This is a genomic window from Agromyces binzhouensis (assembly GCF_004135055.1).
GTDB lineage: Bacteria > Actinomycetota > Actinomycetes > Actinomycetales > Microbacteriaceae > Agromyces > Agromyces binzhouensis.
In genome coordinates, this window is the sequence record NZ_SDPL01000769.1 from 1 (window position 1) to 688 (window position 688).

Genomic DNA, 688 nt, shown 5'->3' on the forward strand with positions numbered 1-688 from the left:
GCCCGGCCCGGCCTCGCCCTCGCCCGGCCCGGCCTCGCCCTCGCCCGGCCCGGCCTCGCGCTGCCCTGCCCGACCCGAGGCGCATCGAAGGTCGATTTCTGCGGTGGAGTGCCGTTCGAAGTCGACCTCCAACGCAGAAATCGACCGTGAACGTGGGGCATGGGGACGCCTCCGCATCAGCCCCGGGGAGGACTCGCTTGCGTCAGGTGCCGCTCGAAGAACCTGGCCGCGTCGTCGCCGGCGAACGCCGGCACACCCGTGTGCCCGCCCATGTTGGCGACGAGCGTCTTCTCGGCGGAGCCGAATGCGTCGAACAGGTCGAGGGCCTGCTGCCGGTCGTTGTCGACGTCGTCCCACTGCAGCAGCACGTAAAGCGGGATGGTGACGGTGCGGGCCTCCTCGATGATCGCGCGGGGCACGTAGCTCCCGGCGAAGAGGCCCGCGGCCACGATGCGCGGTTCGATGGCCGCGAGCCTGACGCCGATGGAGATCACCCCTCCGGAGAATCCGACCGGGCGGCCGAGCTCGGGCAGCTCGAGGAGGGCGTCGAGCAGGCGCTGCCACTCCGGCGCCGCCTGGTCGACGAGCGGGAGGACGAGCCGGTCGACGACGTCGTCGCTCGGGCGCCCTCCGGCGAGGACCGCCGCGCGCAGCTCGGCGCGTGCCTGCTCGGCGTCGGGCGACGGCG

The 688-nt window shown here is 73.4% G+C and carries 1 protein-coding gene; it reads right to left on the bottom strand.

What is annotated here, in order from left to right:
- Positions 1–176: 176 nt before the first annotated feature.
- The coding region (locus ESO86_RS18130; RefSeq protein ID WP_129236064.1) for an alpha/beta hydrolase at positions 177–688 on the bottom strand (512 nt) is incomplete at its 5' end.